We start from the raw sequence: 19,715 nt of genomic DNA on the forward strand, positions 1-19,715 counted from the left end.
AACGATTCGGGCACATCGCACGGGGGAGCAAATCGGGCGGGGCACACTTGCTCGCATGCGCCTCCCCCTCTCCCGGCCCCGCAGCCTCGCTGGTCAGCTCTTCGCCATGCAGGTCGTGCTGATGGCCGCCGTCGTCGCGGGATGCGCCGTATTCGCGTACGTGACGGATCGCGAACAGGCCGAGGAGACCGCCCGCCGGCAGACGACGGCCACCGCGAACGCCGTCGCCGCCTCACCCACGGTGGTGGCCGCGGCGCGCGCGGCGGACCGGACGGATCCGACGGCCGGGCTCCAGCCGTACGCGGAGTCGCTGCGGGTACGGACCGGCGTCGACTTCGTCGTGATCATGGCGCCGGACGGAACGCGCTGGACGCATCCGGAGCCGGGACGGATCGGCCACACGTACGTCGGGCACCTCGAACCCGCCGCGCACGGGCAGTCCTTCTCCGAGACGCACCTGGGCACCCTCGGCGTCTCGGTCCGCTCGGTGGCGCCGGTCAGCGACGGGGGCCGGGTGATCGCCCTGGTCAGCGCGGGCATCACCATCGACCGGATCAGCGAGCAGGTACGGGAGCAGGTCGCGGCGCTGCTCGTGATGGCGTGCGCGGCGCTCGTGGCCGGCGGCGCGGGGACGTACGTCGTCAACGCGCGGCTGCGCCGGCACACCAAGGGGATGAACGCGACCGAGCTGAGCCGGATGCACGACTACCACGAGGCCGCGCTGCACGCGGTGCGCGAGGGTCTGGTGATGCTGGACGGGCAGCGGCGGATCGCGCTCATCAACGACGGGGCGCGGGAGCTGCTCGGGCTCACGGGAGACGGGGCCGGGTCCGGATTCGGGTCCGGGTCCGGGTCCGGGGACAGCGGTCTGGTCGGGCGGTCGGCCGCCGAACTGGGCCTTCCGGCGGCGCTCACCGGAGCCCTGCTCTCCTCGGAGCCGCGCGTCGACGAGCTGCATCTGACGGACGAACGGGTGCTCGTGGTCAACACCCGGCCGGTGGTGGGCGGCGAGCGGCGCGGCACCGTCGTCACCCTGCGGGACCGCACCGAGCTCCAGGCGCTGTCGGGCGAGCTGGACTCGGAACGCGGGTTCTCGGAGGCGCTGCGCTCCCAGGCCCACGAGGCGGCGAATCGGCTGCACACCGTCGTGTCCCTCATCGAACTGGGCCGGGTCGAGGAGGCGGTCGGCTTCGCCACCGCCGAACTGGAGCTGGCACAGGAGCTCACCGACCGGGTGGTGAACGCGGTGGGCGAACCGGTCCTGGCCGCGCTGCTGCTCGGCAAGGCCGCGCAGGCCAACGAGCGGGGCGTGGAACTGGTCCTGACCGAGGACAGCCGCATCGACGACGGGGTGCTGCCGGAGGCCCTGGCCGCCCGCGACCTGGTGACGATCCTCGGCAACCTGGTCGACAACGCGGTGGAGGCGGCGGGCGGGGCGACGACGGCGGACGCGGGCGGGGCCCCGCACACGGGCGGGACGATGTACCTGGACGAGACCGCGTACGAGGACGAGATGCCGTACGACGAGGGGACGGCGTACGAGGCGAGCACGGCGTACGAGAAGGAGATGGTCCACAAGGAGGGCGGCGCCGGCCCCGACGCGCCGCCGCTGCTCGCGGGCATCCCCGCCCCGCGCGAGCCGCTCCCCTCCACCCCGCGTACCGCCGCCGCGCCGGCCGCCCCGCGCAGCCCCCGGGTCACCGTGACCGCCCTCGCCGACGACGGGGAACTGCTGCTGCGCGTCGGCGACACCGGCCCCGGGGTACGGCCGGAGGACCGCGCCGCCGTCCTCGACCGCGGCTGGTCCACCCACGGCCCCGGCCGCGGCCTCGGCTTGGCCCTGGTCCGGCAGGCCGTCAGCCGCGCGTCCGGAACCCTGACACTCGCCGAATCCCCGCTGGGTGGCGCGGAGTTCACGGTCCGGCTGCCGCTCGTGCGGAGCGCCGCCGGGGAGGTGCGCGCGTGACCGGCCGGGAAGCCGCCGACGGCATCCGGGTGCTGGTCGTCGAGGACGACCCCGTCGCCGCCGACGCGCACGCGCTGTACGCGGGCCGGGTGGACGGCTTCCGGGTGGTCGGGGTGGCGCACTCGCGGGCCGCCGCCGTCCGGATCCTGGACCGGATGCCGGTGGACCTGATCCTGCTCGACCTCTATCTGCCCGACGGGCACGGGCTCCAGCTGCTGCGGTCGCTGCGCGCCGCCGGGCACGCGGCGGACGTGATCGCGGTGACCTCGGCGCGGGATCTGTCGCTGGTGCGGGAGGGCGTGTCGCTGGGGGTCGTGCAGTACGTGCTCAAGCCGTTCACGTTCGCCACGCTGCGGGACCGGCTCGGCCGGTACGCGGAGTTCCGGGCGGCGGCCGGGGAGGCGTCGGGGCAGGACGAGGTGGACCAGGCCCTCGCCACGCTGCGCGCCCCGCAGCCCGCCGCGCTGCCCAAGGGGCTGAGCGCGCCGACCCTGACGGCGGTGACCCGGACGCTGCGGGCGGCGGACGAGGGGCTGACGGCGGCGGAGGCGGGCGCGGCCCTCGGGATCTCGCGGATCACCGCGCGCCGCTACCTGGAACACCTGGTGACCTCGGGCCGGGCGGTCCGGGCCCCGCAGTACGGGCAGATCGGCCGCCCCGAGCTCCAGTACCGCTGGCTCGCGGCGGCCGACCGCCGGCCCCGGGGCCACTGACGGGGGGACACTGACCGGGCCCCCGGGGCCGGGCCCGGTCCGGGCCGCCGCACGCACCGGCGGGAGGGCGTGGACACGCCGACTACGACCTGGTTCCGGCGTGGGTGAATCCGGTCCTGGTCGCCTTCCTGTGCCGGCCGTCGGCTCTCTGGCGTACTCCGGACGACTGGTCGTCGTACGCCTGCGCCGCAGCCGGGAGCCGCGGCCGGCCGGGGCTCCCGGCTGGGCTCAGCTCCAGCGGTCGAAGCTGAAGAGCTGGCCCCGGGCGTCCGCGCGGCACGGCGACTGAGCGAGCCGGGACCACTCGGCCTTCGGGTCGCCGAGGACGGTGACGCAGGTGTCCGGGGTCGCCGAACCGGCCGGGCGGACCCGATAGCCGGTGACCGGAGTGCCGTACGGCTCCAGGGTGAAACGTTCGACCCGGCTGGTGTCGCCGCACTCGGAGTCCTCCAGGGCCGCTTCGGCCGGGCGGCCACCGGAGGGGAGCCCGGAGCAGCCGGGTCCGTAGTCCGGGTGGTCCGAGACGATCCGCCAGTCCGCGCCGTCGAGCCGCTTGAGCGAGTAGTACGGGACGACGGCGCCCGCGCAGGAGCGCTGGTAGATCTGGCCGGTGCGGCCGCCGCGCCGCTCGTTGAGGCAGAGGTCCGAGCCGATCACCCGGATCCGGACCGGGCCCTCGGCGGGGGCGGTGAGGACGGGCGGGCCATGGTGGCCGCCCGGGTCGCCGCCGCGCAGGAAGACGACGATGCTGACGGTCGCGGTCACGAGCGCGGTCACGGCGACCACGCCGACGAGGAGCCGGCGCAGCCGGGCACGCGGAGGGGCGGGTATCCGGGCGGGGGTGGTGTCGCCCGCGTCCGGGGCGGGTTCGGGCACGGGCCAGGCGAGCGACCGCTCCTCCTCGTCCCGGTCCTCCTCGTCCCGGTCCTCCGGGGCCTCCTGGCCCTCCGCGCCCTCCCCGTCCGCCGGCTCGGCTCCGGGTGACGGCGGCTCGCTTCTCCCTCGTACCGCCAGTTCCTTCCGTACCGCCTCCCACTCCGCCACCGCCTCGGGCGTGGCGCCGCACGCCCGGACGAAGGCGGCGAGGAGTTCGGCGCGCGGCACGGTCGTACGGGCCAGCATGTTGGCGACCGTCGACCGCGGCAGCACGTCGCCGCGGGCCTCGGCGCGGGCCGAAAGCTGACGGTAGGTGAGACCCGACCAGTCCTTGAGGGCCTGGAGGCAGGCGATGAACTCGGCCGGGCTCCGCGCGCCCCGCGCGTCGGGAGCCGACTTCCCCCTGGTCATGCGTGCCGCTCCTTCGCCGCGAACCGGGCCCGGGCGGAGTTGGGACATGTCCGGGACAGGCTCCCAGCCTTGTTGACCGCGGCGCCGCGCTCAAGGATGGATTCGGCCCCGATCGTTCACGGGGGACGATCGGGGACACGGGTCCGCGCGGTGCGTTGCGTATCCGGGACGGATCGGGACAGACGGATCGGGACAGGTCGGGACCTGGGTCCCGGGCCCGGAGGCCGGACGACCCGCCCGGACGACCCGTCCCCGGCGTCCTGTCCGTACGACTCCGCCCCGCCGGCTCAGAAGACCGACTCGGCCTCGCGCATCCGGTCCTCCGGCACCGTCTTCAGCTTCGTGATCGCCTCGGCCAGCGGCACCATATCGACGTGCGTGCCGCGCAGCGACGTCATCCGGCCGAAGTCGCCCCGGTGCACGGCCTCCACCGCTTGCCAGCCGAAGCGGGTGGCGAGCACCCGGTCGTACGCGGTCGGGGTGCCGCCGCGCTGGACGTGGCCGAGGATGACGGGCCGGGCCTCCTTGCCGAGGCGGCGCTCCAACTCGTACGCGAGGGCGGTGCCGATGCCCTGGAAGCGCTCGTGGCCGAACTGGTCGATCTCGCCCTTGCCGTAGTCCATGGTGCCCTCGGCGGGGTGGGCGCCCTCGGCGACGCAGATCACCGCGAACTTCTTGCCGCGGGCGAAGCGTTCCTCGACCATCTTGACCAGGTCGGCCGGGTCGAAGGGGCGCTCGGGCAGGCAGATGCCGTGGGCGCCGGCGGCCATGCCGGACTCCAGGGCGATCCAGCCCGCGTGCCGGCCCATGACCTCGACGACCATGACGCGCTGGTGCGACTCGGCGGTGGTCTTGAGCCGGTCCATCGCCTCGGTGGCGACGCCGACGGCGGTGTCGAAGCCGAAGGTGCGGTCGGTCGCGGAGATGTCGTTGTCGATGGTCTTCGGGACGCCGACGACCGGGACGCCGGCCTCGGACAGCATCCGGGCGGCGGTGAGCGTGCCCTCGCCGCCGATCGGGATCAGGGCGTCGAAGCCGCTCTTCTCGATGAGTTCCTTGGCGTTGTCGCAGGCGGCGCGGAAGCGGGCGCGCTCCAGGCGGGAGGAGCCGAGGATGGTGCCGCCGCGGGCGAGGATGCCACTGACGGCGTTGAGGTCGAGAGTGCGGTAGCGGCCCTCCAGCAGTCCGGCGTAGCCGTCCTCGAAGCCGATGACCTCGTCGCCGTAGTGGGTCACGGCCCGGTGCACGACCGACCGGATCACTGCGTTCAGGCCGGGACAGTCGCCGCCTGCGGTGAGAACTCCGATGCGCATCGTGCTGTGCTCCTGCTCATGCTCGGTAGCGGTACGTGTGAGCCGCGTCGATTCTCACACGGTCGGCCGTGCGGGCGCGCCCCTGGCTACTCCGGGCGCCCACCGCGTCAAGGGTCCTCCCGGGCCCTTGGTCCCGGGCGCGCGGGCCCTTCGCCCGGGGCCTCGGCCGCCCCCTGGCTCGTACCCTCCCGGGCCCTTCGCCGACCCTCCGCCGCACCCCTTTCCCCGTCCTTTCCCCGCCCCTTCCCCGCTCTTTTCCCCGCTCTCTTCCCGCCGTCTTCCCCGCCCCTGCCCGGCGGGCGTCCCAGAGATCTCCAGGGGTAATGTCAAGAGGGCAGAGCCACTCTGAGGAGGGGTTTTGCACGCACTGGGTTGACGACGACCCGGCTCGGTCCGGAACGGCAGGGACCCGGAGGGCGCCGAGCCCGGGGCGACGGCGGCCCGGGGCCCGGATTCGGACCCTTCGGACAGGGAGAGCACGGCGTGACACGCAGTGTGTACGTGACCAGCATCGACCGCGGGGACGGCCGCCAGGTCGTCGAGCTGGGAGTCATGGAGCTCCTGACCCGCCAGGTGGACCGGGTGGGGGTGTTCCGGCCGCTGCGGCACGACGGTCCGGACCGGCTGTTCGAGCTGCTGCGCGCCCGCTACCGGCTCTCCCAGGACGCCGCCACCGTCTACGGCATGGACTACGAGGAGGCGTCCGCCCTCCAGGCCGAGCGCGGAACCGACGAACTGGTCTCCCGGCTCGTCGACCGCTTCCACGAGGTCGCCCGCGCCTACGAGGTCGTCCTGGTCCTCGGCACCGACTACGCCGCCACCCAGCTGCCCGACGAACTCGCCCTCAACGCGCGCCTCGCCAACGAGTTCGGCGCCCGGCTGATCCCGGTCGTCGGCGGCAAGGGCCAGAGCGCCGAGTCCGTACGGGCCGAGGCGCGCAACGCCTTCCGCGCCTACGAGGGGCTCGGCTGCGACGTCCTCGCGCTGGTCGTCAACCGGGTCGCCGCCGAGGACCGGGAGGTGATCGCCGAGCGGCTGGCCGCCCGGCTGCCGGTGCCCTGCTACGTGCTGCCCGACGAGCCGGCGCTGTCCGCGCCGACGGTCGCCCAGATCACCCACGCGCTCGGCGGCTCCGTCGTCCTCGGCGACGACGCCGGTCTCTCCCGTGACGCGCTCGACTTCGTCTTCGGCGGCGCGACGCTGCCGAACTTCCTCGCCGCGCTGACCCCGGGCGCGCTCGTCGTCACCCCCGGGGACCGGTCCGACCTGGTGATCGGGGCGCTCGCCGCGCACTCGACCGGCACCCCGCCGATCGCGGGCGTGCTGCTGACCCTCGACGAGCGGCCCCCGGAGGCGATCCTCACCCTCGCCTCCCGGATCGCGCCCGGCACGCCGGTCGTCTCCGTGCACGGCAACAGCTTCCCCACCGCCGGCGAACTCTTCGCCCTCGAAGGCAAGATGACGGCCGCCACCCCGCGCAAGGCGGAGATCGCGATCGGTCTCTTCGAGCGGCACGTCGAGACCGCCGACCTGCTCGCCCGCCTTTCGGTCGTCCGCAGCGGCCGGGTCACCCCGATGATGTTCGAGCACGAACTCCTGGAGCAGGCCCGGGCCGACCGGCGCCGGGTGGTGCTGCCCGAGGGCGCCGAGGAGCGGGTGCTGCGCGCCGCCGAGGTGCTGATCCGCCGTGACGTGTGCGACCTGACCCTGCTCGGCGACGTGGAGGCCATCCGCAAGAAGGCCGCCGACCTGGGCGTGGACCTGGGCGATGCCCAGCTGATCGACCCGCAGACCTCCGAGCTGCGCGACGCGTTCGCGGAGAAGTACGCGCGACTGCGCGCCCACAAGGGCGTCACGGTGGAGCTGGCGTACGACGTGGTGTCGGACGTCAACTACTTCGGCACCCTGATGGTCGAGGAGGGCCTGGCCGACGGGATGGTGTCCGGCTCGGTGCACTCCACGGCCGCGACGATCCGCCCGGCCTTCGAGATCATCAAGACGAAGCCGGAGGCGTCGATCGTCTCCTCCGTCTTCTTCATGTGCCTGGCCGACAAGGTCCTGGTGTACGGCGACTGCGCGGTCAACCCGGACCCGGACGCCGAGCAGCTCGCCGACATCGCCGCCCAGTCCGCCGCCACAGCCGCCCGGTTCGGCGTCGAGCCGCGGATCGCGATGCTCTCGTACTCGACCGGGACCTCCGGCTCCGGCGCCGACGTCGACAAGGTGCGCGAGGCCACCGGACTGGTCCGGGCGAGCCACCCGGAGCTGCGGATCGAGGGGCCGATCCAGTACGACGCGGCGGTGGAGCCGTCGGTGGCGGCGACCAAGCTGCCGGGCTCGGAGGTCGCCGGGCAGGCGACCGTACTGATCTTCCCGGACCTCAACACCGGCAACAACACCTACAAGGCCGTGCAGCGTTCGGCCGGCGCGGTCGCGGTGGGCCCGGTGCTCCAGGGCCTGCGCAAGCCGGTGAACGACCTGTCGCGCGGCGCGCTCGTCAGCGACATCGTCAACACCGTCGCCATCACCGCGATCCAGGCCCAGGCCCAGGTCCCCGCGCAGTCCCCCGCCCAGGCCGAGGAGTCGATCGTATGACCGCCACACCTGCCACACCTGCCACCCCCGCCACGCCCGCCCCGACGCCCGCCCCGATGCTCCCTTCGGCGCCCGCGATCCCCCCGCTCCCGCCGACCGCCACGCGGGTCCTCGTCCTCAACTCCGGTTCCTCGTCGGTGAAGTACCAGCTGCTCGACATGGCGGACGGCGAACGCCTCGCGGTCGGTCTGGTCGAGCGGATCGGCGAGGAGACCTCACGGCTCGTGCACACCCCGCTGCGCCCCGCCCACGGCGAGGGCACGGGGATGAAGCGCGAGACGGTCGGCCCGATCGCCGACCACGAGGCGGCGCTGAAGGCGGTGGCGGCCGAGCTGGCGGCGGACGGCCTCGGACTGGACTCCCCCGACCTGGCCGTCATCGGCCACCGGGTGGTGCACGGCGGGCTGCGGTTCACCGAGCCGACCGTCATCGACGAGGACGTGTGCGCGGAGATCGAGCGTCTGGTGCCGGTGGCGCCGCTGCACAACCCGGCCAACCTGCTCGGCATCCGTACGACCATGGCGATGCGCCCCGACCTGCCGCAGGTCGCGGTCTTCGACACCGCCTTCCACACCACGATGCCGGAGGCGGCGGCGCGGTACGCGATCGACACCGAGATCGCCGACGCCCACCGGATCCGCCGCTACGGCTTCCACGGCACCTCGCACGCGTACGTCTCCCGGGAGACGGCCCGGCTGCTCGGCCGGGACCCCGCGGACGTGAACGTCATCGTGCTGCACCTGGGCAACGGGGCCTCCGCCTCGGCGGTGGCGGGCGGCCGCTGCGTGGACACCTCGATGGGCCTCACCCCGCTGGAGGGACTGGTCATGGGCACCCGCTCGGGCGACATCGACCCGGCGGTCACCTTCCACCTGATGCGGAACGCGGACATGTCGGCGGAGGACGTCGACGCGCTGCTCAACAAGAAGTCCGGGCTCGTCGGACTGTGCGGCGACAACGACATGCGGGAGATCCGGCGCCGGATCGACGCGGGCGACGCGCGCGCGGCGCTCGCCTTCGACGTCTACATCCACCGGCTGAGGAAGTACATCGGGGCGTACTACGCGGTGCTCGGGCGGGTGGACGCGGTGGCGTTCACGGCGGGGGTCGGCGAGAACGCGGCCCCGGTGCGCGAGGCCGCGCTCGCCGGCCTGACGAGCCTCGGCCTGGCGGTGGACCCCGAGCGCAACGCGCAGCGGTCGGCCGGGGCGCGGATCGTCTCGCCGGACGGCGCGCGGGTGGCGGTGGCCGTCGTACCGACCGACGAGGAGCTGGAGATCGCGCGGCAGAGTTACGCGCTGGTGCGGCGCGAGCGGGTCGCGTGACGCGCCGGAGCGGCGCGCGGAAGAGTGGGCAGAAGAGTGGGCGGAGATCCGTCGCCGGATAAAGGACCATCGGAAAGCGCCCAAAAGTCGCCGGAAGGTCGCCGAAAGGTCACCAGAAAGGTGACGGGAAAGGAGAAATGACTCTCGGAGGAGTGAACGCCTGAGCGGCCCCCCGCCCATTTGTACTTTCCGCCAGACGGAATATTCCGCAGTGAAACAAACCGATAGGATCCGCCTTATGCGCCGTTCCAAAATCGTCTGCACCCTGGGCCCCGCCGTCGACTCCTATGAGCAGCTGAAGGCTCTCATCGAGGCCGGCATGAACGTGGCCCGTTTCAACATGAGCCACGGGTCCCACGCGGAGCACCAGGGGCGGTACGACCGCCTCCGCAAGGCGGCGGCGGACACCGGCCGCGCCATCGGCGTGCTCGCCGACCTCCAGGGCCCCAAGATCCGTCTGGAGACCTTCGCCGAGGGTCCCGTCGAGCTGGTGCGCGGTGACGAGTTCACCATCACCACGGAGGATGTCCCCGGCGACAAGGCGATCTGCGGCACCACGTACAAGGGCCTGCCCGGCGACGTGTCCAAGGGCGACCAGGTCCTGATCAACGACGGCAACGTGGAACTGCGCGTCGTCGAGGTCGACGGCCCGCGGGTGAAGACGATCGTCGTCGAGGGCGGCGTCGTCTCCGACCACAAGGGCATCAACCTGCCCGGCGCGGCCGTCAACGTGCCGGCCCTGTCCGAGAAGGACGTCGAGGACCTGCGGTTCGCCCTGCGGATGGGCTGCGACATGGTCGCGCTGTCCTTCGTGCGGGACGCCAACGACGTCAAGGACGTCCACAAGGTGATGGACCAGGAGGGCCGCCGGGTCCCCGTCATCGCCAAGGTGGAGAAGCCGCAGGCGGTGGAGAACATGGCCGCCGTCGTCGCCGCGTTCGACGCGGTCATGGTGGCCCGCGGCGACCTCGCCGTGGAATACCCGCTGGAGCGCGTCCCGATGGTGCAGAAGCGCCTCGTCGAGATGTGCCGCCGCAACGCCAAGCCGGTCATCGTCGCCACCCAGATGATGGAGTCGATGATCACCAACTCGCGGCCGACCCGCGCCGAGGCGAGCGACGTCGCCAACGCGATCCTGGACGGCGCGGACGCGGTGATGCTGTCCGCCGAGTCCTCGGTCGGCGCGTACCCGATCGAGACCGTCAAGACGATGTCGAAGATCGTCAGGGCGGCCGAGGAGGAACTGCTGTCCAAGGGCCTCCAGCCGCTGGTGCCGGGCAAGAAGCCGCGTACCCAGGGCGGCTCGATGGCCCGCGCGGCCTGCGAGATCGCGGACTTCCTCGGCGGTACGGCGCTGATCGCCTTCACCAAGTCCGGCGACACCGCCCGCCGGCTCTCCCGCTACCGCGCGGCCCAGCCGATCCTGGCCTTCACGACGGACGAGGGCACCCGCAACCAGCTCGCGCTGAGCTGGGGCGTCGAGTCCTTCCTGGTCCCGTTCGTGACCACCACGGACGCCATGGTCGACCTCGTCGACGCCGAGCTGCTGAAGCTCCAGCGCTACAACGCGGGCGACACCATGGTCATCACCGCCGGCTCGCCCCCCGGCGTCCCCGGCACCACGAACATGGTCCGGGTCCACCACCTGGGCGGCGGCGACCACGACTGACCCGCGTGGCCGTGTCGCCGTAGACGGAGAGAAGCCCCGCAGGGCGGGGCTTCTCCCAGGCGGGCCGTCACGCGAGCCCCGTGTCAGCGGTGCCGCAGCAGCTCGACGGCCTCGGCCACGTACTCCGCGCCGAAACGGAAGTGACGGCACAGCGCCACGTGGCGTTCGTACTCCTCCTCGCTGAGAGGGGTGGTACGTGCGGCAAGCAGGCGCAGGAGCAGCCGGTAGCCGAGCTCGGCATCCACCCGGGTGACGACTTCCTCCAGCGCCGCCGCCGGTCCGTCACCGGTCACGGCGGCCGACTCCCGTACCTGCCGCAGCACCGCGTCCTGATGCTCCTCGTCGACGGGTGGTGTGGTGGGCCGGTAGTCGGGAGCCACCTCGGCGAGGCGTGCGCGGCATTCATCGGCGATCGTCTTGAGCCAGTCCCGGGCGCCGGTGCCGATGCGGCCCGGGTCGTGGGCCCGGCCGGTGGCCTCGCGCCACAAGGTCGCAAGCGTGTCGTCGGACAGCGGCGAATCCAACAGGCGCAGGACGTCCACCAGCACGAGCGCCGCCGCGGACCCGGGTGTGTGGGCCTCTTCGTCGGCCGCGACGGCGACACGCAGCCGGTCGCACGCGGTGGGCTCCGGCCACTCCCAGGAGAACCACGAGGCGAGGCCGGACAGGCCGAAGTCGCCCTCGCCGTCCCGCCGCGCCGGGTCGATGGGCGGCCATGCCACGCTCAGCCCGTCGTAGACCAGGGGCCCGGGGTAGCCGAACCGTCTGCCGAGGGCCGTCAGGCGGTCGTACCGCTCCTTCGTCACAAGGACGCGACGGGTCTTGAGAACGCGGATCAGGAGGCGAAGGGCGAGGTCCTCGCCGGCGTGGTCGACAATCACCGTCAGGGCCGCCGGCAAGGCGGCGGCGCTCGCCGGGTCCGCCGCCGACGCCCTCACCTCCGCGATGACGTCGGCCCGTGAGGTCGTCTCGCGTTCGGGTGCCGGGGCTCCGGTCCCCGGCGGTGCGGGGTAGCGCGTGGCGAGCCGGCTCAGCTGGTCGCGGACATCCGCCCCGGTAGCGGCCGGGAAACGGCCGTCGCCGGTGACGGCCTGCCAGAGGGTGCCCAGGGTGTCGTCGGACAGTCCTGCCCGCAGCAGACGGTCCAGGTCCCGGCCCAGTTCCACCGCGCCCTCGCCGTCGCCGTCGGCCGCCACGCTTGCCGCCAGCCGGAACATGTCGTTCTGGTCGATTGGTTCGGTGGAGGCCGCGATCCCACCCGCGAGGGCGCTCAGGCCGAAGTCACCCTCGAACAGTTGTCGGTACTCCTCGTGCTGCCGCGCCATGGTCGGTGTCGGCTCCTTGGTCTGCCGGATGGGATGACAAGGTGGGCCCGGCCGTCGAGAGGACAGCCGGGCCCACCACGGGTGTATCAGGGGTACCCCCAGCACGGGATGTACCGTCAGAAGGAAAGCACGCGGACTACTTGGGCATGGGATACGCGGTGTAGACGATGTAGCCCAAGTGCCCCTGCTTGCCGGGCAGCCTCTTCAGGACCACGCGGACCTGGTTGCCCGCCGCCTCCGCGGGGCCGGATGCCTTGTACACCGTTCCGAGGGAAGAGTACATATCCCATTTTCCGGTGATCTCAAACTCCGCCTTGTTGCGCCACTGTCCCCGCTTGTTGAGGAAATTGTCCAACGCGTCGAAGCTGGCGGTCCGCTTCTTGCCCCGGGGGAAGAAGTAGTCCGCGAGGACGCGTTCGACGGCCTGCTGCGCGATGTCCTGGCTGGTCCACACCGTGCTGATCGGGGCCAGGCCCTTCCGCTCGTTCTCCTTGGCGAAGTCGACGGCCTGCTGTGGCGTCGGGTTCACGTGACGGCTGAGGGTGTGGGCTCCGCTGTCCGGGTAGGCCAGTTCGTCGGCGAGGTTCGCGCAGTTGTGTACCAGCAGGTCGCTCGGCCGCGGTCCTTCGGCGCGCACGTAGAAGGTGTGCAGGCCGTCGACCGTGATGTCGTACACCCGGGAGTCCTTGACAGCCGCACGGGTACGCAGTGCCCCGACGGCGCGCAGTGACCCGTCCGGCGAACGCAGCCGGTCTCCGGCGCGGAGATCCGACACGAGTATCCAGCCGCGACCGGCGACGTGGACGCGATGGCCGGCGGTGCTGGTGAGCCGCTGCCCGTCCACGAGGCGGATGTCCACCAGGAGGTCGGTGTCATGCGCGTAGGTGGAAGTGACCGTCTGCGGGCCCCGTCGGCCGCTGTCCGGATCCTCGGCCAGAACGCGGTCACCCCGGCGAACCGCGCTGATCGCCCGGTGGCTGCCGTCGGCCATCAGCACCTGGGTCGCCCCCGGGAAGCTGTTGACCCGGCAGGACGTGACCATGTCCTCGTAGAGGTTGACGGTGTTCTCGATACGGGCGAGGGTCGCCGGGTCCAGATCCAGCTTCCGCAGCGCGTTGAAGGCGTCGACGACGCTTACTCCCGTGTTGAGCGCGGCGTCCAGGGCGCGGATGCCCTCGGCGATCGTGCCGAAGACCTTGCCCGGGATGAAGTTGCTCCCCGCCCAGAGACAGCCGCTGGTGCTGCCGTGCCAGCAGTCCACGAAGTCCTGGAGCAGAACGGCCTTGAGGATCTTGTAGGTGAGGGTCTGCTCTATCAGGTCCCACTTGCTGAAGTAGTGGGTGACGTCCTTCTTCCGGTCCTTGAAGTGCTCGGTGCGCAGGAGCAGCGAGTCGGACGACGGGCATCCGGCCTCAGTGGCCGGAACGTCGGGGTTGAGGCACAGGAAGAAGTCGACGTCGGCGTTGAAGGTGACCTCAAAGGTGACGGTGCAGCCCTCAAGGCCGATCTCGATGACGCAGTCGTTCTTCTGCTTCGTGTCGGTGATCTCGACGGAGTCCTCATCGACGACGTACCACGTGCCGCCGATACCGGTGCCCGCGCCCGTCGACACCTGCTGGTTGGCCTGCGCCCGTTCGGCGCGGTCGGCGGCTGCCTGGGCCTCATCGGCGTACTTCTGGGCGTCCTTGGCCGCCTGCTCCGCCTCGGTGGCCGCGACGTCGGCACGGTCGGCCGCCGCTCTGGCGTCCTTGGCAGCCTGCTCGGCGCGGGCCGCGGCCTGCCGGGCGCCCTCGGCGTCGAGGGCGGCCTGGTCGGCGGATTCACGGGCGGAGCGGGCATGGCCTTCGGCGCGCCCGGCCGCCTTGTCGGCCGCCGCGGCGTCCTCGGCCGCCTGCCGGTCGTACTCGACGGTCCGGGCCAGTGAAGCGACGGCCTTCGACGCGGCCAGGGCGGCGTCGGCGGCGTAGCCGAGGGCTTCCTTGGCGTAGCCGCGGGCGTCCGCCGCGTATCCGGCCGCGTTGGCGGCGTGCTGGTAGGCCAGCTTCGCGTCGCCGGTGGCCGCGTCCGCGAGGGCCTTCGCGACGGCCGCTTCCTCCTTCGCGTTCGCGGCATGGGCCGCGGCGACGGCCTGCTGCTGTTCGGCGATCGTCTTCGACGCCTGTCCGGTGAGGACGACCAGGCTCGCGGTGGCGTCGGTGGCGACGTACGGGGAGCCGAGCTGGATCGCGTCGTTCGCGGGCTTCACGACCTGGGCCGCGGCCGCACTGGCGTCGGCCGCCGCCTGGGCGGTGACGTAGGCGAAGCCGGTGGCCTTCGCCGCCGCCGCCCGGGCCGCCGCCGCTTCCTTGTTCGCCACGTCGGCGTGCGCCTTGGCGATCCCCGCCTGGCGTTCGGCCTCGTCCGCGAGGGCGACCGCCGTCCGGGCCTCGCCGGCGGCGTGATCGCTCGCCGCGATGGCGTCGGCGGCCGCGCTGGTGGCGACCCGCACGGCGGCGTCGGCCTTCAGCTTCGCCGCCTGGGCGCCGTCCGAGGCCGCACGGGCCCGCTTCGCGGCCGCTTCGGCGCGCGTCGCCGCGGCGTCCGCCTCCGCGGCCGCCTGGGTGGCCGCGTCCGCCTCGCCTCGTGCGGCGATCGCGGCGGCCTCGGCCGCGTCGGCGTACGCCGCCGCCTGATCGGCGGCCGTGCGGGCGTCCTGGGCGTCGGCCGACGCCTCGTGGGCCTGCGCGTACGCCTCCTTCGCGTCGGCCTTGGCACGGGCGGCGTCGGCCTTCTGCTCGGCGTCCCACGCGTCGTCCCGCTTGTCCTTGGCCGCGTCCTTGGCCTTGACCGCGGCGTTCCTCTTCCCGACCGCCGTGGCCTCGGACGCCTCCGCCGCCCGCTTCGCCTCCTCGGCCTTGGTGGCCTCCGACTCGGCGTTCTTCTTGTGCTGCGCGGCCTCACCCTGCTTGGCCGCGGCGGTCTCCATCTCCTTCTTCGCGTTGGCCTCCTCGGCCTCGGCGGTGAGCCGCTTGGCGTGCGCGTCCGCGGCGGCGGCCTTCGCGTCGCCTTCGGCCGTCAGGGCCTCGACGAGCTTCGCCTCGGCGGTCTCCTTGTCCTTCTTCGCGTTGTCCCGGTGCAGCTTGGCCCCGTCGGCGGCGGCCTTCGCCTGCAACTCGGCCGCGGCAGCGGCCTCCTTGCGGAACTCCGCCTTGGACTGGGCGGCCTGGGCGAGCGCACGCTGCGCGATCGTGTCGCTGTCCGCGGCCGCGGCGCGGGTGGCGGCCTCGGCGGTCTCGCCCGCCTTCACCATCGCGTCGAGTGCCGCGGCGGCACCCTTGGTGACCTGCGCCTTCTGCAGCCCGACCAGCAGCCCTCGCCCGCGCGGCGCGCCGTTTTTGTCGGCGATGGCGTAGGCGGCCTGGACCGCGGTGTCGGCGGTGGTCGCGGCGGCCTTGGCCGTGGCGGCCTGCTGCCGGAGCGCGGCCAGCTGCTGCGCCGCGGTCGTCCGTACGGTGGCGACATTCGCCGTCACCTGGGCGAGGGTGGCGGCCGTCTGGACCGGGCCGGTGTGGCCGGACGGCTTGATCACCATCTGCTGCGGGCCGGCGCCGTTGCACGTGGCGAGCAGCGCGTCCTTGCCCGGGTCGTACGTCGCGAAGTTGAGGCACTTGCCGGAGCTGACCCCCTTCAGCGGGGTCGTGGCGCGCGGGGTGTAGGCCCAGGTCTGCGCCGCGCTGCTGTTGCACGTGTAGACCTGGATCTTCGTGCCGTCCGTCTTGCCGTTCCCGGCGACGTCGAGGCACTTGGAAGAGTTGACGTTGCGCAGGTGCAGGCCGGTGTCGTCACCCTCGAGGATCCACCCCTGGGCCGCGCTGCCGTTGCACGTGTACACCTGGACCGGGGTGCCGTTGGCCGTCGCGGCGCTCTGCACGTCCAGGCACTTGCCCGCGGCGGCCTTCAGCTCGATGACGGTCGGCGCGTCGCCGATCCAGCCGATGCCGCCCGAGGTCCAGTAGTCCTGCCAGCGGGCGAGATGGTCCGCCTGCCACGAGAAGCCCAGCATCTGGGCGAGGGCGCCGGCACCGGCGGCGAGGGCCTTGGTGGCGTCCTTGCTCGCGGTCACGACCGTGTTGCGCTGGGCCGCCTGGGAGGCGATCTCCTGCTGCCACTCGGCGGCGGCCGTGTCGGCGACCGGCCCGAGCACCTTGCTCGGATCGATCGGGTCACGCCACGCGCAGGTCGAGAAACGGGACTTCATGTCCTCGACCGCGATGCGGAACTCCGCGGTGTCCGGCGCGGGAGCGGTACGGGGGAAGCCGCCGGAAGCGAGGAACACACGGGCGTTGTCCGCGCCCATGGGCTCGAAGGGGTCGCTCTTCAGGTACTGGAAGGCGTCCCGTTCGGCGAGGTCCCGGTTCCAGTCGGGGCTGGACGGATCGGGGGCCTTCCCGTACAGCGGGGTGCCGAGGTCGACGACCGCCTTGCGGGCCGGAGCGTCGGCCTTCGGCGTCGAGTCCTCGTAGAAGTCGCTCTCGTCCTTCCAGAACCGGTCCGAGATCCACTGGGACAGTCCGGTCTGAGCGGGGAAGGACTGACCTCCGTTCGCACCCGGAGGCCATTGGAAGGCCGCCTGGGTGAGGCCGGCCGGAGACGTCAGGCCGACCAGCGGCTTCTTCCAGCCGTCCTGAAGCGCTTCGAGCGCCGCGCCCTCCTTGGAGGCGGTCGCCCGGTCACTCTCGTACGCCTGGGAGAGCGGTGTGCTCTCCCAGTTCTGCCGGTTCGCCAACTCATGGAGCTTGTCGGCCGGTTGATTGAGTCCGTCCTGGGCGGTGGCGGCCATGGCGGGCCCGCCCAGCCGCAGCACGTCCGCCATCAGGCACTGGTCCTGCCGCAGCAGTTCGGCGGGTGTCTCCTCGTACCAGTCGTAACTGTCCGAGGCCGGCTCCGCGTTCAGCGCGAGAACCTCGGGCCGGACGGCGAGGCCGCCGACGACGGCCAGCACCGACGCGGCGGTGAGAAGTGGGGTGAGGATCCTGGACGCACCGGATCTCGGGGTGAACAACCCTGGTCTGTCGCGCAAGAGGGTGTCTCTTTCTCCGTTCGAAGGGAGCGAGCCGGGAGACGCCCCGAGAGACGCGACGAACGGGTGCCGGGTGTACGGGCGGGCACGGCACGCGCCCGCGCGGCATGGGCGCGGGACACGTATCGGCCTGCCGGTACGACGGCATGACGAAAGACCCCCCGTGTCGGGCGGCAACGTTCCCCCGGCCGCCTGAACAACGTGCGCGCGCGAACCGACGAGCAAGATCCGCCGCGCGGCATCACCTTATGGGCGGCACGCCCGCCCACGACACCGATATTCGGGCAACCGGAGGGTTCTGAGGAACCCGCCCGGCGGACGCGTTCCCCACGCATACGGCCCGCACACCCCTGTCGGGCGGTGCGGGCCGTGAAGGTCCGGCCGTCCCCGGCAAGGGGACGGGTGGGGCCTGCTGCTAGCTCTTGCCGGGCTCCAGGTAGTTCTCGAGGCCCGGGATGGTGAGCGTGCCGCCGAACTGGCCGGCCTGGGTCACCTTGACGTTGGTGAAGAAGGCCCAGGGGACGTTGAGCGGCGGCGGGGTCTCCGGGCTGAAGGTGACCGGGATGAGGCCGAAGAGATTGCCCTTCAGCTCCTCCGTGTACATCGTCACCTCACCATTGCGGATCGTGGACGTGGAGCCGGGACGCGACTTCACATGGCCCGTCGTGCCGGCGGGGCCCACGGTCAGCTGGTGCAGGTCCTTGATGTCGATGGAGCTCGCGGTGAACTTCAGGACCTTCTTGATCTTCCCGCTGCCGGTCTTCACCTCGACGATGCCCTTGTAGTCCAGGCCGGTGAGGTTGAGCAGTGTCGACTGCAGGATCCACGGGTCGTCCGGGAGCAGCGCCAGGCCGGGCTCCAGGTCGGCCGCCGCCAGCGCCTCCGGGTCGGGCTCGGGGCACGGGAAGCGGGGCTTGGCGCCGTCCGGGATGTCCGTGTCGGCCGTGGTGTCCAGGCCCTTGGCGGAGTCGGGCAGTTCCTCGGTGGTGGCACCGACCTGGCCGGCCGCGTCCTTGATGGCGTTCTTGGCCTCGTCGGTCGCCGCGTCCTTGGCCGCGTCCTTGGCCGCGTCCGTGGCCGCCTCGCCGGTCGTCGCCTTGTCCGCCGTACCGCCGTCCGTCCCGGCCGCGGGCTTGTCCGCCGTCGCCTTGTCCGGCGTCGGGTCCGTCGCCTTGCCGGCGGCCGGGTCCGGGGCGGTCGTGGCACCCGGGCTCGGCGTGGCGGAGGGCGCGGCGGTCTTGTCCGGGACGCCGAACAGGTCCTTGAGCGCGTCGCCGACACCCAGCGGGTCGAGCGGGTTGACCGACTTGGCCGGCGTCGGGGTGGATGTCGGGCCGGGTGTCGCCGGAGTGGTGGCTCGCTGACCGGCGGGCGCCGTGGTGCCCGTCGTCGCGCCCGGCGCGGGCTCGCCGCTCGCGGTGGCCGTCGGGGACGGCGCGGTGGTCGCGGGCGTCCCCGGCGTGGCGGTCGCCGAGGCCGTCGGCTCCGGGCTCTTCGTCGCGTCGGGCGTGGCCGTCGGCTCGGTCGTCGGCTCGTCCGAGCGGGTCACGCACGGGCCGGGGGCGAAGGGGATCTCCTGCTTGTCGTCGGCGAGGGCGAGCCGGGGCGCCAGGCCCATGCCCACGAGGACGGCGGTCGGCATGGCCGCGAGGGCCATCGCCTTGCCCGCGGGCACGTGGATCTTGCTCAGGAAGGATCTGCGGGGGGCCGCGTGCCGTGGCCCTCTCGTCGCGCCGTCCGACGTCTCGTCCGACTGTGTCTCGTCACCCCGCACTGTGGTTCCTCCCACCGCTGGCTTCGGTCGTCGTCTCGGCCACCGGCGCCTTCGCGTCCTGCGCGGGCCGCGCGTCCTGCTGGGGAATCAGGAGCTGCGCCGTACCGGTCGTACCGTCGTGCTTGTGCTCATCCGGGGCGGCCTTGGCCAGCACCGGTCCCGTGCTCGGCCCTCCGTCCGTCCCGCCCGCGGCCTCGGTGACGGCTCCGGTGACGGCTTCGGCCTCGTCCGCCGCGTCCTCGTCCACCGGGTCGGCCGGCGCCCACGACACGGACATGCCGCCGCCGACGAGGGCGAGCAGGAAACCGACGACCAGTCCGCCGAAGTTCGACACGGGCAGCGAGATGAGCCCGAGCACGATCGCCGCGATGCCCGCGAAGACCCGGACGACGGGCTGGAACCACATCGTCAGACCGAGAGTGATGAGGAGGACCCCGATGATCAGCGCGCCGGCGCCGGCGGTCGTGGCCATGGCGAGGGTGATATTGCCCAACCGCACGTCCCCGTACGGGAGATAGGCGATCGGCACGCCGCCGAGGAGGGTGAAGAGGCCCGCCCAGAAGGGCCGGGTCTGCCGCCACGCACGGAACCGGTTCTCCTTGGGGACTCCGGTGGAAACAGTGGTCTCGGCGCTCATGGAAACAACTCCCTGAAAGGGGTGGTACTGAGAAGAAGAGGCGAGGCGAGGG

11 protein-coding genes are annotated in these 19,715 nt (G+C 72.7%); 5 read left to right on the plus strand and 6 right to left on the minus strand.

Annotation, left to right across the window (positions count from 1 at the left end; genetic code table 11):
* The first annotated feature begins 55 nt into the window (after positions 1-55).
* Positions 56-1,966, plus strand: a complete 1,911-nt coding sequence (locus ABZ693_RS19080; protein ID WP_359878366.1) for a sensor histidine kinase — start codon at positions 56-58, stop codon at positions 1,964-1,966.
* Positions 1,963-2,679: a response regulator gene (locus ABZ693_RS19085; RefSeq protein ID WP_359878368.1), complete on the plus strand. Its 717-nt coding sequence runs from the start codon at positions 1,963-1,965 to the stop codon at positions 2,677-2,679. The genes ABZ693_RS19080 and ABZ693_RS19085 overlap by 4 nt, the downstream gene beginning before the upstream one ends.
* A 228-nt stretch (positions 2,680-2,907) precedes the next feature.
* On the opposite strand, the gene ABZ693_RS19090 is transcribed toward ABZ693_RS19085, so the two are convergent.
* A complete protein-coding gene (locus ABZ693_RS19090; protein ID WP_359878370.1) occupies positions 2,908-3,966 on the minus strand; it encodes a helix-turn-helix domain-containing protein in 1,059 nt (352 codons plus the stop codon).
* A gap of 287 nt (positions 3,967-4,253) precedes the next feature.
* Entirely contained in the window at positions 4,254-5,279 is a 1,026-nt protein-coding gene (locus ABZ693_RS19095; RefSeq protein WP_359878373.1) for an ATP-dependent 6-phosphofructokinase, read from the minus strand.
* 483 nt (positions 5,280-5,762) lie between these two features.
* Here ABZ693_RS19095 and pta point away from each other — a divergent pair, with 483 nt between their 5' ends.
* The 3 genes from pta (at position 5,763) to pyk (ending at position 10,868) form a co-directional block, all read left to right on the plus strand.
* A complete protein-coding gene (gene pta / locus ABZ693_RS19100) occupies positions 5,763-7,874 on the plus strand; it encodes a phosphate acetyltransferase (RefSeq protein ID WP_359878376.1) in 2,112 nt (703 codons plus the stop codon).
* Positions 7,875-7,930: 56 nt separating this feature from the next.
* Positions 7,931-9,199, plus strand: a complete 1,269-nt coding sequence (locus tag ABZ693_RS19105; RefSeq protein WP_359878423.1) for an acetate kinase — start codon at positions 7,931-7,933, stop codon at positions 9,197-9,199.
* Between the two features lie 238 nt (positions 9,200-9,437).
* Positions 9,438-10,868: a pyruvate kinase gene (gene pyk, locus ABZ693_RS19110; RefSeq protein ID WP_359878378.1), complete on the plus strand. Its 1,431-nt coding sequence runs from the start codon at positions 9,438-9,440 to the stop codon at positions 10,866-10,868.
* 83 nt (positions 10,869-10,951) lie between these two features.
* Here the strand turns inward: pyk and ABZ693_RS19115 are convergent, their stop codons facing one another.
* The 4 genes from ABZ693_RS19115 to ABZ693_RS19130 form a co-directional block, all read right to left on the minus strand.
* The gene (locus ABZ693_RS19115) at positions 10,952-12,193 is read right to left on the minus strand and encodes a hypothetical protein (protein ID WP_359878381.1); all 1,242 of its coding nucleotides are present in this window, start codon (positions 12,191-12,193) and stop codon (positions 10,952-10,954) included.
* A gap of 136 nt (positions 12,194-12,329) precedes the next feature.
* Positions 12,330-17,045, minus strand: coding sequence for a ricin-type beta-trefoil lectin domain protein (locus ABZ693_RS19120; RefSeq protein WP_435842469.1), 4,716 nt, complete (start codon positions 17,043-17,045; stop codon positions 12,330-12,332).
* 622 nt (positions 17,046-17,667) lie between these two features.
* Positions 17,668-19,026, minus strand: a complete 1,359-nt coding sequence (locus tag ABZ693_RS19125) for a hypothetical protein (RefSeq protein WP_359878387.1) — start codon at positions 19,024-19,026, stop codon at positions 17,668-17,670.
* Positions 19,016-19,663 carry a DUF6114 domain-containing protein gene (locus ABZ693_RS19130; RefSeq protein ID WP_359878390.1) on the minus strand — a complete coding sequence of 216 codons (648 nt, stop codon included), beginning with the start codon at positions 19,661-19,663 and terminating at the stop codon, positions 19,016-19,018. Before ABZ693_RS19130 ends, ABZ693_RS19125 begins: the two co-directional genes overlap by 11 nt.
* Positions 19,664-19,715: the final 52 nt, after the last annotated feature.

This window comes from Streptomyces laurentii, from assembly GCF_040635425.1.
GTDB classification, from domain to species: domain Bacteria; phylum Actinomycetota; class Actinomycetes; order Streptomycetales; family Streptomycetaceae; genus Streptomyces; species Streptomyces laurentii.

Bases quoted from the DNA above. Each gene is read 5' to 3' on its own strand.
- ABZ693_RS19080 (WP_359878366.1), top strand. From the start codon at position 56: ATGCGCCTCCCCCTCTCCCGGCCCCGCAGCCTCGCTGGTCAGCTCTTC.
- ABZ693_RS19090 (WP_359878370.1), bottom strand. From the start codon at position 3,966: ATGACCAGGGGGAAGTCGGCTCCCGACGCGCGGGGCGCGCGGAGCCCG.
- ABZ693_RS19095 (WP_359878373.1), bottom strand. From the start codon at position 5,279: ATGCGCATCGGAGTTCTCACCGCAGGCGGCGACTGTCCCGGCCTGAAC.
- ABZ693_RS19105 (WP_359878423.1), top strand. From the start codon at position 7,931: ATGCTCCCTTCGGCGCCCGCGATCCCCCCGCTCCCGCCGACCGCCACG.
- pyk (WP_359878378.1), top strand. From the start codon at position 9,438: ATGCGCCGTTCCAAAATCGTCTGCACCCTGGGCCCCGCCGTCGACTCC.
- ABZ693_RS19115 (WP_359878381.1), bottom strand. From the start codon at position 12,193: ATGGCGCGGCAGCACGAGGAGTACCGACAACTGTTCGAGGGTGACTTC.
- ABZ693_RS19120 (WP_435842469.1), bottom strand. From the start codon at position 17,045: ATGGCGGACGTGCTGCGGCTGGGCGGGCCCGCCATGGCCGCCACCGCC.
- ABZ693_RS19130 (WP_359878390.1), bottom strand. From the start codon at position 19,663: ATGAGCGCCGAGACCACTGTTTCCACCGGAGTCCCCAAGGAGAACCGG.